General features: G+C 42.9%; 12 protein-coding genes and 1 tRNA gene. 5 read left to right on the top strand and 8 right to left on the bottom strand.

Features of this window, described 5'->3' with window-relative positions:
• Positions 1–174 precede the first annotated feature (174 nt).
• Positions 175–579 (top strand): EVE domain-containing protein, encoded by a 405-nt coding sequence (locus tag QZ407_RS16150; RefSeq protein WP_295772913.1) that lies wholly within the window; start codon positions 175–177, stop codon positions 577–579.
• A gap of 36 nt (positions 580–615) precedes the next feature.
• Positions 616–1,599: an aldo/keto reductase gene (locus QZ407_RS16145; RefSeq protein ID WP_295772912.1), complete on the top strand. Its 984-nt coding sequence runs from the start codon at positions 616–618 to the stop codon at positions 1,597–1,599.
• A gap of 172 nt (positions 1,600–1,771) precedes the next feature.
• Here QZ407_RS16145 and QZ407_RS16140 read toward each other — a convergent pair whose 3' ends face one another.
• From QZ407_RS16140 to QZ407_RS16120, 5 genes are all read right to left on the bottom strand, one after another.
• Positions 1,772–2,422, bottom strand: coding sequence for a hypothetical protein (locus QZ407_RS16140; RefSeq protein ID WP_295772910.1), 651 nt, complete (start codon positions 2,420–2,422; stop codon positions 1,772–1,774).
• 49 nt (positions 2,423–2,471) lie between these two features.
• Complete coding sequence (locus QZ407_RS16135; protein ID WP_295772909.1) at positions 2,472–2,999, bottom strand: acyl-CoA thioesterase; 528 nt, start codon at positions 2,997–2,999, stop codon at positions 2,472–2,474.
• A gap of 142 nt (positions 3,000–3,141) precedes the next feature.
• Entirely contained in the window at positions 3,142–4,479 is a 1,338-nt protein-coding gene (locus tag QZ407_RS16130; protein ID WP_295772907.1) for a DUF5103 domain-containing protein, read from the bottom strand.
• Positions 4,480–4,492: 13 nt separating this feature from the next.
• A complete protein-coding gene (locus tag QZ407_RS16125; RefSeq protein WP_295772905.1) occupies positions 4,493–6,415 on the bottom strand; it encodes an ABC-F family ATP-binding cassette domain-containing protein in 1,923 nt (640 codons plus the stop codon).
• Positions 6,416–6,555: 140 nt separating this feature from the next.
• Entirely contained in the window at positions 6,556–7,320 is a 765-nt protein-coding gene (locus QZ407_RS16120) for an SGNH/GDSL hydrolase family protein (protein WP_295772904.1), read from the bottom strand.
• 82 nt (positions 7,321–7,402) lie between these two features.
• Here QZ407_RS16120 and QZ407_RS16115 point away from each other — a divergent pair, with 82 nt between their 5' ends.
• Positions 7,403–8,452 carry a quinone-dependent dihydroorotate dehydrogenase gene (locus tag QZ407_RS16115; RefSeq protein WP_295772902.1) on the top strand — a complete coding sequence of 350 codons (1,050 nt, stop codon included), beginning with the start codon at positions 7,403–7,405 and terminating at the stop codon, positions 8,450–8,452.
• A 746-nt stretch (positions 8,453–9,198) separates the two neighbouring features.
• On the opposite strand, the gene QZ407_RS16110 is transcribed toward QZ407_RS16115, so the two are convergent.
• The 3 genes from QZ407_RS16110 to QZ407_RS16100 form a co-directional block, all read right to left on the bottom strand.
• Positions 9,199–9,369, bottom strand: a complete 171-nt coding sequence (locus QZ407_RS16110) for a spore protein (RefSeq protein WP_157539430.1) — start codon at positions 9,367–9,369, stop codon at positions 9,199–9,201.
• A gap of 31 nt (positions 9,370–9,400) precedes the next feature.
• Positions 9,401–9,471 (bottom strand) — tRNA-Cys (locus QZ407_RS16105).
• Positions 9,472–9,522: 51 nt separating this feature from the next.
• Positions 9,523–10,272 carry an RNA methyltransferase gene (locus QZ407_RS16100; RefSeq protein WP_295772900.1) on the bottom strand — a complete coding sequence of 250 codons (750 nt, stop codon included), beginning with the start codon at positions 10,270–10,272 and terminating at the stop codon, positions 9,523–9,525.
• Between QZ407_RS16100 and QZ407_RS16095 the strand changes: the two genes are divergently transcribed.
• The gene (locus tag QZ407_RS16095) at positions 10,263–12,647 is read left to right on the top strand and encodes a BamA/TamA family outer membrane protein (RefSeq protein ID WP_295772898.1); all 2,385 of its coding nucleotides are present in this window, start codon (positions 10,263–10,265) and stop codon (positions 12,645–12,647) included. The genes QZ407_RS16100 and QZ407_RS16095 overlap by 10 nt on opposite strands.
• Positions 12,648–12,794: 147 nt before the next feature.
• Positions 12,795–14,693 (top strand): ATP-binding protein, encoded by a 1,899-nt coding sequence (locus QZ407_RS16090; RefSeq protein ID WP_295772896.1) that lies wholly within the window; start codon positions 12,795–12,797, stop codon positions 14,691–14,693.
• Positions 14,694–14,707: the final 14 nt, after the last annotated feature.

Below are 14,707 nucleotides of genomic sequence, written 5' to 3'. Positions count from 1 at the left end.
TTGGAACTTTTTAAGAATTTATATGTGATAGAAATATTTGCTGGATGTTTAACGTAACTGAAATCTAAAGATCTGCACCCAAGGTTTTAAATTTTAATTTGTCACCACATTTTTTCACCTTTGAGGTGTTTAGGTAGCAAAAAACCCGTTTAAACGTTATAAAAGAACATATTTATGAACTACTGGCTCGTCAAATCCGAACCCTTTAAATATTCCTGGCAAAAATTTAATGAAGACAAACGCACCTTTTGGGATGGCGTCCGTAACTACCAAGCGCGTAATAACTTACGTGAGATGAAGGAGGGGGACTTGGTATTATTTTATCATAGTAACGAGGGTAAAGAGGTTGTGGGTATTGCGAAAGTAATGAAAGAAGCCTATCAGGATCCAACCACAGATGATAAAAATTGGGTTGTGGTTGACTTATCGCCTGTAGAAGCGTTGAAAACGCCTGTGACTTTGGAGCAAATTAAAGGTGATGAACGTTTGAAAGACATATCACTGGTACGGCAAGGTCGTTTATCGGTTATGCCGTTAAAAGTTGAGGAGTTTGACCGTATTGTAGAACTTGGTAGCTAAAAGATTGCTTTAACATAGTTGCAAATTTTGAAAAACATGAATTACACATTATTTAAAGATACACCTATTGCCGAGGTGGGTTTGGGTACATGGCAGTTGGGTAGTGCCGATTGGGGAGCTATAAATGAAGATGAAGCCCTAAGCATTTTAAACGCTTACACTCAGGCTGGTGGTAATTTCATTGATACCGCCGACGTGTATGGTATGGGAGTGAGTGAAGCGGTGATTGGGCGATTTTTAAAAACGGTAAAAAAAGATGTTTTTGTAGCTACTAAACTTGGCCGCCGGGGAGATCCCGGAAATGGCTGGCCTCAAAACTTTAGTTATGCTGCAATGCGACAACATACCGAAGCTTCGTTACAGCACTTAGGCATATCACAGCTGTTTTTGCAACAACTGCATTGCATTCCAACTGAGGAAATGCGCAAAGGTGATGTGTTTGACAATTTGCGCCAGCTGCAAAAGGATGGGCTTATTCGTTACTTTGGCGCCAGTGTTGAAACAACGGAGGAAGCGTTGATTTGCCTGGAGCAGGAGGGCTTAGCTTCGTTGCAAATTATATATAACCTATTTCGTCAGCATGTGGCTGATGAAATTTTTGCCAAAGCCAGAGAAAAAGGTGTTGCGCTGATTGTACGCGTGCCCTTAGCCAGTGGTTTATTAAGCGGTAAATTTAGTGCTGATACACAATTCTCGTCTAATGATCACCGTAACTTTAATGCCAATGGTGAAGCCTTCAATGCGGGCGAAACTTTCTCAGGCATTGAGTTTAAACAAGGTTTAAAATTTGCCGGAAAAATTAAGTCGGTAATGCCCGACGAGCGCATGGCGCAATGGGCTATACGCTGGATACTTGATCACCCGGAAGTTACCACTGTAATTCCGGGAGCATCAAAAATTAGTCAGGTTAACAGCAACGTTGAGGCTTCGCAACTTGCGCCTTTGTCAAATGAAATCCATCAGCAACTAAGGCTGCTCTATGATCAGGATATCAAAGAATCAATCAGAGGGCATTATTGATTTGCTAAATAACAATAACAATCCAAATATATTATGTATGATGTAGCATTGTTTAAAGTAAGTGATTAAACAATGCCGCATCGTATCATAATTGATGTTGAAGTAGCTTTTCATACAAAGCATAACTCTCGTTATTAAAGCACACACCAGTTAATTGACTTGGCACAGTGTGTTATAGATTCAATCCTATAATCACCGACAAGTCGAACCCCGATGCTTGAGCCGGATTCATATTATCTGGCACCATCCGGTTACCGGCAGGGTTAAATTTAATTTGTCGGTAGCGCAAGCCAGGTTCAACGGTCACCCGTCTGTCAGCATAAGCTACATATGATGCTTCCAGGTTAAACCCGCGGGCCATTTTATAGCTTATTGATGGTAATTTTTGATTATCTTCTTTAAATGCCGCCCGGCCCGGTATACTAAAGTTTACTCCGCCTCCAATGCGCACAATTTTATCTGTGGTGTTAAAAAGCATGAATTTATAAACTAAACCTGCGTTAAATGTGGTACGGTTAAAAGTAAAATAGCTTTCATTGTCCCAGTAATCATCTCCGTCGGTCATTCTTATGGCAATGTTTTGCTGAAAACCAATGGTGGCGTAGGGCTCTAAATGTTCAGAAGGCATAACCCTTATGCCGGCTTCAACACCCATACCACCACCCGGACTGTAAGGAATAATGTCGTCGCCGTAATATAAATTATTATACTGTATACCAACACCCAGGTTATAACGCCCAATAAGCTGAACGGGTGTTTGTGCCTTTGCCGCAACTGTGCACAGAAAGGCAATTGTTGTGATGATAAGTTGTAAAGGTTTCATGTGAGTATGACGACGTCTTGCCGCATAAGTTTAATGCTATAGCAAATGTTTAAACATCATGCTTGGCGGCCATAAATAGCGCCTTCAATTCGGTAGCATCGCTTGGTTCCATTCGGCCGCTGAGTATAAGGCGCAGCTGCCTGCGGCGCAACGCACCACTGTACATGATATGGTCGTCCTCTGTCTCCGGTACAATTTCAGGTACGGCAACAGGTTTGCCGGCTTCATCAAGCGCAACAAAAGTATAGTAGGCCTCGTTACTTTTTTCTTTGGTTCCCGATGGTATATTTTGTGCCCAAACATCCAAACGTACTTCCATTGATTTGTTAAATGCACGGGTAACCCTCGCTTCAATGGTTACAGCATCGCCCAGGCTAATACCTTTTTGAAACGATACGTTATCAACCGAAGCGGTTACAACCAGGCGGTTGCTGTGTTTTTGCGCGCTCATAGCCGCGGCAATATCCATCCAGTACAGCAAGCGCCCACCCATAAGGTTGTGCATCATATTGGTATCATTGGGTAATACCAGTTCATTCATTATCACTAACGAGTCCTTTGGGTTTTTGGCTTGCATATTTTACAAAGATAGATTTTTACCTTCCAGACACAAGGACCAAGAAACAAGAGCCAAGAAATAAGAATTACTAAATTCAAAACAAAGCCAAGCAATTATTTAAGACCGTGCCAAATCCTGGTTTCTGGCTTAACTCTTGCCTCTATTTACTACTCACCCACTTGTATCCCACCAACTCTTCCCACCTGGAGCCCGGAGGGCGGTAGTATACCAGTAGTTGGTACTCATTTTCGGTTTCAAAGTAGCTGCCTTCAATAGGGGTGCTGTCGGGTTTGTTGGTTGTGGGGTTAAGCAAAGTATATTGGTAATCGTATACGCCTTGCTTTAGCTTTATGATGGCAGTATAGCGGTTGCGCTGCGCATCAAAAGTGAGTTTGCTGGCATCCGTAAGCTCGTAGTTGTTAAACTTTCCGGTGATATAAATATTGTCTTTGGTGCCGTTAGGGGGAAGAAGGTTGAAGTAAACGTAAGCATAATCACCGTCGGTGCGGGCATCGCGGCCGTCCTGGTTTATAATGAAGAAATTTCCATCATTATCGTATTCCAACAGGTAAGCATTGCGGTTGCGGCTTTCATCACCCAACAGCAAAACGGCGTTGGACGTGTCTTTCAATATGCGGGCCACCCGCTCCGAATTAAGCTTCAACGTACGCATATCAAAGTGCCTGAACTCATTTCCGCCGGCAAAATCATTACTGTTGAAATCATTGTAGATAAGCTGACCATTGCGTACAAAAGTAGGGCGGGTATTGAGTTGCGCTGTTTCGGGCCGGCCGTTTTGCATAACCAGTACCCTAATATCGTTATAAGGGTTTTGCACATTTAGCCCGCCATAATTAACCTGGAAGTTGAGTTTTTGATTACTTGCCCGTGCCTGCACGTTGTTGGATGGCACCAACTCGGCAGCCACACCAAAGGCCGAACCGGCAACATATATGCGTCGCGTGATAATCAGGCGGCTTTGATCGCTATCTTCATAAACCTTTAGCAGATAATTGCCCGCCAACTTGGGCGCCATGTTTTGATTTGGCAGCTTAACCTCATAATGAATATACTTTTGCATGGTACCGCTCGAGTAGCTGTAATCCATAACGCGATCTTCTATAAAGCCCTGCAGGTACTCGGCAGGCGATAGCCGCGAAGTGTTCCACTGCGCATCACAGTGTTCGAGAGTATAGTAAAAGTTGCGGCTGCGGCCTTCCAAATCATCAAAAGCAAGCAGGAGTTGCTCGCTGCTACGCAGTGCAATTACAGGGAACGAACCTTGCTTATTGGTATTATAGCATTCTACGCTTTTGATGGTAGAACGGTAAGTATGATCGGTATATTGAATTTTTTGCTGCGCGAAGGAGGGGAGAGAGAGCAGGAGTAAAGCGCAGAAGAAAAAGAATAAGTCATTGCGAGCGGTAGCGTGGCAATCCTCTTGTTGATTATAAACACGACGGGATTGCCACGTCGCTATCGCTCCTCGCAATGACATACAGTGTTTTTTATTACGCCTCCAGTTCCATAATCTGCTCAGCCAACGTTTCCCATTGCTGCTGTAATTGCTGTAAAGCGGTTTGCTTTTGCTGGTAAGCAGTGTTGGTTTCTTTTAGCTTGGCGGCATCATTAAAAACTGCTTCGTCGGCCAGTTTATTTTCCAGTTGCTTAACTTCTTGTTCAAGGTCGGCAATTTGTTGCTCCATTTTGCCTAAATCTTGGTTCAGTTTTTTAAGCTGCTTGTTTTTATCTTCGGATGGCTGCTGCTGCTTAACCGGCTCTTTCTTTTCCTCTTTTACAGGTTTTGGAGCAGGGGCGGCAGCTTTCGGAAGTATCTGGCGTTTGGAGTTCCATTCCTCATATTCCTGATATGTGCCCGGGTATTCTTTAATCTGGTGGTTTTCAATAAACCATATTTTGTTGGCAATGTTATCAAGAAAGTAACGGTCGTGCGATACGGCAATCACTGTTCCCTCGTACTGCTGTATAGCCTGTATCAAAATATTAACCGACTGCATGTCCAGGTGGTTGGTAGGCTCATCCAGTACCAAAAAGTTGGCATCAGCGGTAAGCGCCTTGGCTAGTGCAACGCGCGATTTCTCTCCACCCGAAAGCACTTTGATCTTCTTGAACACATCGTCGCCCGTAAACAAAAACGAACCTAATATTGAGCGCAGCTCCGTATCAGTATGTTTGGGTGCAAAAGATTGCAGTTCAGCCAGTATCTCGTTATCCAGGTGTAACGATTCTAGCTGATGCTGGGCAAAAAACGTTTGGCTAACGTTGTGCCCTGTGGTACTGGTGCCGGTATATTCCTTATCGGCCCCGGCAATAATGCGCAACAGGGTTGATTTACCTTTACCGTTTGCACCAATGAGGGCAATTTTATCGCCCTTTTCAATTACAGCACCGGTATTTTCTAATATAGTAAGATTAGGGTAGCTCTTGCTCACATTCTCGAGTACTACTACATGGCGGCCCGATGGCTTGCTGAATTTGAAGTTGAAGTTAACCGATGGATTATCATCATCTACATCATCAACACGTTCCATTTTATCGAGCATTTTGATGCGCGATTGCGCCATTTTGGCTTTTGATGCCTTAGCGCGGAAACGTTCAATCAGGCGTTCCTCCTGCTTGATTTTGGCCTGCTGATTTTTAAACTCACCACGCTGAATTTCTTCACGTAAGCCTTTTTCCTCCAGGTAAAAGCTGTAGTTACCTGCGTAAACGGTAAGCTTGCCTTTGCGGCTTTCAACCGTGCGGTTAATTACCTTATCGAGGAACCATCTATCGTGCGATACGATGATAATAGCACCTTCAAAGTTGCGCAGGTAATCTTCCAGCCACACAATTGAAGGTAAGTCAAGGTGGTTGGTAGGCTCATCCAGTAATAAAATGTCAGGAGCTTGCAAAAGGATTTTGGCCAGCATTACCCGCATACGCCATCCGCCCGAAAAAGTGGCAAGCTTACGGTCCTGATCGGCCTCGGCAAAGCCTAAACCGGCCAAAATTTCGTGCGCCTTGTATTCAATATTATAACCGTCTAATGCTTCAAATTCAACTTGCTTGTCGCTTAGTTTGTTCAGCAAATCTTCGCTGTAATCGGTCTCTAGTTTTTTCAGTAGGGCTTCAATTTCGGTGTGCAGCTGGTTCTGGCGCTCAAAAGCTTCCATGGCCACATGCAAAATTGATTTGTCTGATGAGTACGATAATAAATCCTGGTTGAGGTAGCCAATGGTTAAATCTTTAGCCATTGATATAGAGCCCGATGTTGGCTTATAGTCGCCTACTATGATTTTAAGCAGGGTAGTTTTGCCGGTACCGTTAGCACCAATAAGGCCAATTTTTTCTCCGGGTTTTATATGCCAGTTAGCTTCATCATACAGGGCGCGGGCACCAATCTCAAACGTCAGGTTATTTATCGCAATCATTATTAATGCAAAGATACCTTTTTGAGAGCCAAGAGACAAGAGCAGGTAACCCGTACAGGTAGAAGATAAGCAGGAAGTAAGAGCCAGGAACCAAGAAACAGTTTTGTATTCTCCTTATTCCCGGCTATTACTTGTGTAGTTTATTTTACCACTTTTAACCACGCTTTAGCCATTAAAGCGGCACCTGCCACGCTTGGATGTACGCCATCGCCGGTCCAGTAGCTGCCGGGGGCTTGTTTAAGGGCTTCGTTGAATACGGATTGGTAGGGAATAAACGGAGCATCGTATTCCCGGGCAATTTCTTTAGCTACCGCACGGTATTCATCAAATTTAGGATACCATTTATCCGTTACTGATTTTACACCCAGTACGGCAAACGGCTCACCTATAATAAGCTTTACATCGGGCAGCGCCTGTTTGGTGCGATCTAACAGTTTTTTATAATCGGTACGGTAGGTTTCAATAGTGCCTGTGTAGCCGTTGGTTAGTGTATGCCAAAAATCGTTTACACCAATCATAATACTTAGTACATTGGGCTTAATTTGTAAACAATCAGCATCCCAGCGTTCTGCCAGTTGGTAAACCTTATTGCCGCTGATGCCGCGGTCCCATATTTGCAGGTTTTTACCCGGGTTGTTCAATAGTAAATCTGCCGCTGCTAAGTTAGCGTAACCGTTGCCAAACATACCTGTTGTATTAGGCGTGGTGTTGGTGCGGTTGCGCCCCGCATCAGTTATACTGTCACCCTGAAAAAGTATTACGTCATTATTATTTAACGATATTTTTTTGGGCGCACTACTTTCTGTTTTTACAGCAGCCGATACGATATCAGGTATTGACAAGCTGGCAATAGCGGCCATGGTAGAACCGGTAATAAATTTACGTCTGTTAAATTGGTTGCTCATTGGTTAAAATAGGAATGAGCACCTAAGGTATAATGTTTAAATCATATCTGCAAACTCGCTTTAAAGCCCTAAATTTGCGGCCATGTATCAATTGCTCAAACCCTTACTGTTTAAATTCGATCCTGAAAAGGTTCATTACTTTGTTACCCGCAATTTGAAACGTTTTAACCGTTTTCCCGGCGGTTCGGCGGTAAGCAGGGCAGTTTGGGCAGTAAACGATAAGCAATTGGAACGCACCGTATTTGGCCTCACCTTTAAAAACCCGGTAGGCCTGGCTGCAGGTTTTGACAAAAACGGTGATACTATTGCCGAAATGGCCAATCTTGGCTTTGGTTTTATTGAAGTGGGTACTGTTACTCCTTTGCCGCAGCCGGGTAATGACAAACCCCGCATGTTCAGGCTGCCACCCGATGGCGCTTTAATTAACCGGATGGGTTTTAATAACCTTGGGGTTGACGTGCTGGCTTCGCGCATCTCTACATATCGTAAATCTGCAGAAGCTGCTAAAAACCCCGTAATCATTGGTGGCAACATTGGCAAAAACAAGGTTACACCCAATGAAGACGCCGTACTTGATTACATCAAATGTTTTGATAGGTTGTTTGATGTGGTGGATTATTTTGTGGTGAACGTAAGCTCGCCTAACACTCCCGGACTGCGTGCCCTGCAAGAAAAAGAGCCGCTCATGCATATCCTCAACACCTTACAGCTGCGGAATAATAAAAATGGCATCAGCAGGCCAATCCTCCTTAAAATAGCGCCAGATTTAACCGACGACCAACTTAATGACATAGTTGAGATTGTGCAGGAAACTAAAATTGCAGGTGTTATAGCCACCAATACTACTATCAGCCGCGACAGCTTAACCTCGGACCCGAAAATTGTAGCTGAAACCGGCGGATTGAGCGGCAAACCCTTAACCCAGCGTTCAACAGAGGTAATCAGGTATTTATCGGAAAAGTCGGGTGGTTCATTTCCCATCATCGGGGTAGGTGGTATTCATTCGGAGCAGGATGCAGTTGAAAAGCTGGAAGCAGGTGCATCATTGGTGCAGTTGTATACAGGTTTTATTTATGAGGGGCCGGGATTGATAGGGAGGATAAATAAAAGGTTGTTAGGGAAGGTCAAATAGGTCGTAAAAATGTGTCATTGTGAGCGATAGCGACAATCTCCTCTAGCAAGATTTGGCAGCTTGTCGCTCGGTTACCGCTCATTGCCGCGGAGGCTACTACTTTGTCATAGCCACAAAGTAGCAAAAGGCCTATTCATCGCAATCCCTTCCTCCGCACAGGCAGCTCCCGGCCGGGTGCGCTGAATGCCCCGCGCTCTCTTGGACGGATATGTAATAATTCAGCAAATTCTAAAATTCTGTAAATTCAGATTCAGACAAAAGCACTGTCCTAACGCCACCTGTCTTTAGCGGCATCAGTGTTTTGCGGGTGGCACAAGCCTACGTAAAAGCATAGCACTAAGTGGCAAATAAAGGTAGCCGCAAGTTTATTCACGGTGTATTTTATTTTTATTGGCGTTCATGAAAACGCTATGCTTAGTTTCTTTTTGGTACTTTTTCTTCTGTATAAAAGAAAAAGTACATCCACAAGCGTAGGTGCAACCACTTTACCTGTCCTAACAGGGCGCTGCAATAAGTAAGCGCAGGATTATTCTTTGTAAATGTTGCTCTATCGTAACGAACTTTTACGCTTCGAAAAGATTTCTCCTAACGTCGAAATGACAAGGTGGGGGTGGAGTATAATCAAAAACTATTCGGCGACACTATATGACTATATGATTGCAATTCAATAGCGCACAAAAAAAATCCCGTTGGAATTAACCAACAGGATTTTTTTGGATTTTTGATTTAAGACTAGTTTTCTAAAATTATTTAGAAAGCTGAGCTAAAACTTCGTTGTTTTTAGCAATCTGGCTTTTAGCTGATTCTTTTGAACGGCTTCCTGGTTCAAGGTTGGTAGCCAATTTTAAAAATTGTACTTCTAAACGAGATACAGTTTTATTTCTTCTGTCTTTTCTTTTTAAACGTGTTACGCCCATGGTGCTTTATCTTTTACGGTTAACCCTTAAGAGGTCGAGAGCGGATTCGAACCGCTGTACGAGGTTTTGCAGACCTCTGCCTAGCCACTCGGCCACCCGACCATTGTTTTAAACGGAGCGCAAAAATAATAATTTATTATTGATGAGCAATGTTTATTTGAAAGTTTTTCTGCTTATTTCTGAACAAAATAATGCGGTAGCAATTGCCACGTTTAGCGATTCGGCTTGCCCGGAGCGTGGTATAGTAACTGATTTTGTGATCAACGCCTGAATGTCAGGCCTTAAGCCGTTGCCCTCGTTGCCCATGGCTATCAGGCCTTCATTACCAAAATCAGTACTATAAATATTTTCTCCGTTCAGCATTGCCCCAAAAATTGGTAAATTAAGTTGAGGAATGAGTTGAGCAAGATTAGCGTAGTGCAAATTTACACGGGCCAGCGAACCCATGGTTGCTTGTACTACCTTAGGGTTGTAAGCATCAACAGTATCTTCAGAGCAGATAATATTTTTTATGCCAAACCAATCGGCAGTGCGTATTATGGTGCCTAAATTGCCCGGGTCTTGCACACCATCAAGCACCAGCGTGAACCGGTTAAGCAGTTCTTCTCGCGTAATTTCGGGCCAATCGGGCAAATGTATTACGGCCAATACCTCCTGTGGGGTGGTTAGGCTGCTCATTTTATTCAGCTCAACTGCTGATATTTCTTCAATGTTGGTTTTCTTTGATAGTTTGTGCAATTTTGCAGCTACAGCCGGCGTATAGTATACCTTATGCACCTGGTATCCCGAAGTAATAAATTCCTCAACGGATTTAAAACCTTCGGCTACGAAAAGCCGTTGTTCTCTGCGAAACTTTTTTTGTTGTAAGGATTTTATTAAACTGATCTGAGATTTTGAAACCATTCTACCCGGAAAATAAGCTTTACAGCCTTGCAATATTAAGTATTCTTTTAGTTTTTACGATAAGCGGATGTAGTTTAACCCGGGGGTTGAAAGATAATGAGTACTTGGTACGCAAGATTACGGTTGATAGTGTAGACCAGGAATTTTCAGATGCATCCTTGTTGTATGTTGACCGTTTGCAGCAACCTAACAGCTGGTTCAACCTGCAACTGTATTACCTGTTTAATAAAAAAGGTAACAAGGATATTGGCGAACCACCTGCAATACTTGATAGTGCCCTTATAGAGTTTTCGCGTTTGCAGATTGAAAAGTTTCTTCGTAATAAAGGTTACTTAAAGGCTTCGGTGGCCAGTGCAATCAAAACCCAAAAAAAGAAAGCCTTTATTACCTTCACGGCAAAGCAGGGCCCCATGTTTCGTATACGAAATGTTCAAGACAGTATACCCGACCCTAATGTACAAGTACTTTATCGCATAAACCGCAGGCGTTTTTCACACGTTCAACCAGGCGGGCGTTTTGACACCGATAGTCTTGCTTATGACCGCGATGCTTTTTACCAGATAATGAAGCAAAACGGTTACTATGATTTTTACAGGCAGTACATGAACTACAACTACGACTCAACTTTTAATAGCAGCGTGGTTGATATTAAGGTGCTGATTGATAATCCGGCTGGTAAGAAAAATCATCCTATATACAAAATAAACAACACGCTCATTACCATAGCCACCAGCACAGGGCGTACCACAGGCAATGCCGACACGCTTAGAGTCGATTCGCAATTTACATTTGTTGATTACTCGCGCAGGTTTAAACCCAATGCTGTACTGAGGTATGTATTTCAGCATAAAGGAGATATTTATAATATAGATCAGCAAACGCTAACCACATCGCGGCTTTCCGAGTTAAACGTGTTCCGTAACGTACCTAACCCTATTTACACCAAAACGCCCGATAGCGTAAACCACTTGCTTAATAGCCGTATTGATATTATTCCGCTTAAACGCATGAGCGACCGCATAGAGGCGGAGTATCTGCATTCAGGTCCTGCCTTTTTTGATTTTTGGTCAGGCTCGGGCTATGGTTTTAACATTGGAAATACATTCAGTAACCGTAACCTTTTCAAACAGGCCGAAATTCTACAAATAAAGCTGAATTACAGTGTGCTGTTTGCAGGTAACACCACCACTTTGCCCGGTGCAATTCAAAACCAGGATTTTAAAATAGGTGCTAATCTGGTTTATCCACGCATCATATCGCCTTTTAATTTGCCGTCATTAGGCAAATATGGCGTACCTCATACAACCTTTGCATCCAGCTTTCAGTTGTTCTACCAAAACGGGCTGGTTAAGCGTCGTAGCTTCATAAACTCGCTTACCTATGACTGGATGGAAACCAGCCGTAAACAGCACTCGCTAACGCCTATAAGCATTGAGTTTTCAAACGGTACTATTGATCCAACTGCGCGCGATATACTTTTAAGTCAAAACAGGTATTCTTATGTTTATCTTATTGGCCGTACTGTGTTCACCGCAAGTACGCAATATACATATCAGCTTAATTTCAACAAGCTAAACAGCTTGGCCAATTTTGTATACTTCAGAGGTACAATTGACTTAGGTGGAAATACACTTGCGCTCATAAGCCGCGTGTTAAATACCAGGCGCGATTCATTAGGGCAGCGTACTTTGTTTGGCCATGCCTTTGCCCAATATGCCAAAGCTGATGTTGACTTACGTTTTTACCGCAATTTGGGCGGTAATGAACAACAGTTTGTATTTAGGTTTAACCCCGGTTTAGGTTTACCTTTTGGTAATAGCAACCAGCTTATTTTTGAGCGAAACTTTTATGCCGGCGGTGCTAACGATATAAGGGCATGGCTTCCACGCACTTTAGGTCCGGGTAATTTCAACCGTGCCATTTATAAAGACAATAATATACGCGACCGCCTTAAATACCTTGACCAGTTTGGTGAAATAAAAATTATAGGTAACATGGAATACCGTTACAAAATTGCCAATGACTTTTTTGGTACCAAACTTAAAGGAGCAACTTTTATAGACTTTGGTAACGTTTGGCGTTTGGATGAAACGGTTGAAAATCCGGGCGGGCAGTTTAAGTTTAACAATCTATTCAATTCAACAGCTGTTGGTATAGGTACGGGTTTGCGTTTCGACCTAACGTTTTTTGTGTTCAGGCTGGATGCGGCGTTCAAATTTAAAGATCCGCAGTTTACAGGTGCCGATCAGTATGTGCTAATCAAGCACTTCAGCAACTTATTTAAACAAGGCGATTTTAAGAAAACTTACAAGGCTACAAACAATGAAGATTACCGCTTTATGCAGCTTAATTTTGGTATTGGCCTGCCTTTTTAATGGCTTGGGTAATATGTTATGCTTGTAATGCCGGTTTTGCCGCTTAAATGTTAACCATTTTATGAGTTTTACGTACAAGGTTTTTTGTCTTGTATGAAGAATGTACTCCTGAGCTGTTTTGGACTTGTTGCTGTTTTGTATGCGTGCATGCAAAATAATGACAATAATTCATATGTAACCCCCAACCAGGTAGATAGCGCGCGCATACGATCTTATGAGTTTAAAAGTGCCATGTATCAGGCTAAACGGCCCGATTCGGCAGTGCATTATGCTACGGCTGGGCTTAAGCTGGCACGTAAGTTAAAAGATGTCAAAGGCGAGGCGCTGATGATGAACAGGTTTGCCCGCATAAACGAACAATACGGCAATTTTGGTTTGGCTGTAAAATATCAGCAAGGAATAATTAAAATTTACAATCATTTACAAATGCGCAAAGCTGCAACCGAAGGTAATATTAACCTTGCGGTGTTACATGCAGAAGAGGGGCATATAAAACAAGCAAGGCATTTACTAAGTAAGGTTTTAAATAACGTAAAGAACCAGAAAGATACATCGGGTATTGTTAAAGCGCTTATAGCGATGGGAGAGGTTGCCGAATTATCCAACAATCCTAAGCAGGCTTTAAATTACCTCGAAAAGGCTGAAAAGATGCATGGCGGAGACGAGGTAACTGATGCATACGTTAACCTGTTAGGAAAAATTGGCCGGTTACACAGTAGCTTAAATAATCATGGTCGTGCCATGGATTATTACTCGAAGGGTATTCAAAAAAGTATTAAAGGCGGCCATTCAAAAGGTCATGCCAAAATGCTAAATCATGCAGGGCGGGTGCTCGATTCTTTGGGCAACAAACGCGAGGCTTTGCAATATCATCAGGAAGGTTTAAAGCAATCGCGTGTATTTGGTTTGCCCGAAGAGGAGGCTCGCTCTTTGATGGGTATTGCAAGTTCATTAAAGGTGGAAGATGCCGAGGGAAGTATTTTGCATTTGAAGAATGCGCTTGGCATTGCACACTCCATCGGCCACAAACATTTGGCTGCCGAAATTTACCATAGTTTATCTGACATATATCGTCAGCAATCGCGATACGCCGATGCCATGAGTGCACTGCAGGAGCATCATCGTTTACTTGACAGTTTAATGGATGCCAACCGCGCACACAAGATTGCCGTTTTGCAAAGTAGCTACGAGTTGGCACAGTCGAGGCTGCAGGTAGAAACGCTGGAATTGTCCAATCGCGAAAAAACATATCAGCGTAATCTGCTAATCTGTGCAGCAACGGGAGTGCTGTTAATATTGATCATTCTGGCTTGGAACTATCGCAAAAACAATCTCTTAAATAAGCGTCTTGAAGCATCAAATGTGATTAAGGATAAACTGTTTTCCATTATTGGCCATGATTTGCGTAACCCCATAGGTGGTTTAACACAGCTTATTGGTGTTTTGCGCGAAGACGAGTTGGATAAACAGGAGCGGGATGAAATGCTAGCAGAAATGCAAAAGCAGGGAAATATTACGCTTGATATATTAAACGCACTGTTAAAATGGGGCGAATCGCAATTGAAAGGGATTGATCTTAGTCCTGTTAATTTCAAACCGACTGAAGTTATCGCACGGAACTTTACTGCACTGCAAACACAGGCGGCAGAAAAAGATGTTGCGCTTTTAAATGAAATACAATTGGATTTGCTTGTTTTAGGTGATGTAAATCATTTTGACTTTATAAGCCGCAACCTTATATCAAACGCAATTAAGTTTAGTTACAAGGGAGGTAAGGTTGAGGTTTTGGCAACTGTTGATCATCCTAATAATATGGCCGTTTTTGAAGTTAAAGATTATGGCAAAGGTATTAGCATACAACAGCAGCAACGTTTTGTAAAAACGGGAATGGAGATTGCCTACGGCACCGGAGGGGAAAAGGGGACAGGCTTGGGTTTGATGCTTGCAAAGGAGTTTGTAGTAGCCAATAAAGGTCGCATGTGGCTGCAAAGTATTGAAGGAGCGGGCGCTTCTTTCTTCTTTAGCTTTCCGCTTGGACAGCACTAGTAAAAGCCTGCCGC

Source organism: uncultured Mucilaginibacter sp. (assembly GCF_913773635.1).
GTDB lineage: Bacteria > Bacteroidota > Bacteroidia > Sphingobacteriales > Sphingobacteriaceae > Mucilaginibacter.
The sequence above is the reverse complement of the archived record's forward strand: the minus strand, read 5'-3'. Positions and strand labels throughout refer to the sequence as shown.

Excerpts from the sequence above, each read along its gene's own strand:
- QZ407_RS16145 (WP_295772912.1), top strand. The coding sequence starts at position 616 with ATGAATTACACATTATTTAAAGATACACCTATTGCCGAGGTGGGTTTG.
- QZ407_RS16150 (WP_295772913.1), top strand. The coding sequence starts at position 175 with ATGAACTACTGGCTCGTCAAATCCGAACCCTTTAAATATTCCTGGCAA.
- QZ407_RS16110 (WP_157539430.1), bottom strand. The coding sequence starts at position 9,369 with ATGGGCGTAACACGTTTAAAAAGAAAAGACAGAAGAAATAAAACTGTA.
- QZ407_RS16125 (WP_295772905.1), bottom strand. The coding sequence starts at position 6,415 with ATGATTGCGATAAATAACCTGACGTTTGAGATTGGTGCCCGCGCCCTG.
- QZ407_RS16130 (WP_295772907.1), bottom strand. The coding sequence starts at position 4,479 with ATGTCATTGCGAGGAGCGATAGCGACGTGGCAATCCCGTCGTGTTTAT.
- QZ407_RS16120 (WP_295772904.1), bottom strand. The coding sequence starts at position 7,320 with ATGAGCAACCAATTTAACAGACGTAAATTTATTACCGGTTCTACCATG.
- QZ407_RS16140 (WP_295772910.1), bottom strand. The coding sequence starts at position 2,422 with ATGAAACCTTTACAACTTATCATCACAACAATTGCCTTTCTGTGCACA.
- QZ407_RS16100 (WP_295772900.1), bottom strand. The coding sequence starts at position 10,272 with ATGGTTTCAAAATCTCAGATCAGTTTAATAAAATCCTTACAACAAAAA.
- QZ407_RS16135 (WP_295772909.1), bottom strand. The coding sequence starts at position 2,999 with ATGCAAGCCAAAAACCCAAAGGACTCGTTAGTGATAATGAATGAACTG.
- QZ407_RS16115 (WP_295772902.1), top strand. The coding sequence starts at position 7,403 with ATGTATCAATTGCTCAAACCCTTACTGTTTAAATTCGATCCTGAAAAG.
- QZ407_RS16090 (WP_295772896.1), top strand. The coding sequence starts at position 12,795 with ATGCAAAATAATGACAATAATTCATATGTAACCCCCAACCAGGTAGAT.